General features: G+C 47.1%; 1 protein-coding gene. It reads left to right on the top strand.

What is annotated here, in order from left to right:
• Nucleotides 1-57: 57 nt before the first annotated feature.
• On the top strand, nucleotides 58-410 hold a 353-nt coding region (locus ACYQ2M_RS25325; RefSeq protein WP_459919183.1), incomplete at its 3' end, for a hypothetical protein.

Here is a 410-nt window from a genome sequence, read left to right as displayed (position 1 = left end):
GGCGGTAATCAGACGATAGGGCTTCGTTTTCCCGGAATTGACATACCCCCGGGAGCGTTGATCACCAATGCATATATCGAGTTTGAAACAGATGAGACAGACTCCAGGCTTACCTCCCTGTCAATCACAGCACAGGATAGTGACGATGCATCCGCCTTTTCTTCATCCAGCTTTGATGTGTCAAATCGGCAGACAGTCAATGCATCAGTCATTTGGAATGATGTAACCCCCTGGGATGTGGTAGATCAAAAACATCAGTCTTCTGATTTATCATCCGTTGTACAATCAGTGGTTGACCGATCGGGTTGGTCAGAAGGCAATGCAATTGCATTTGTGATAACCGGTACAGGATTGAGAATAGCAGAAGCCTATGAAGGGGAGCCTGGTGCAGCACCGATTCTTCATGTTGA

Source organism: Desulfocicer niacini (assembly GCF_054657595.1).
The sequence above is the reverse complement of the archived record's forward strand: the minus strand, read 5'-3'. Positions and strand labels throughout refer to the sequence as shown.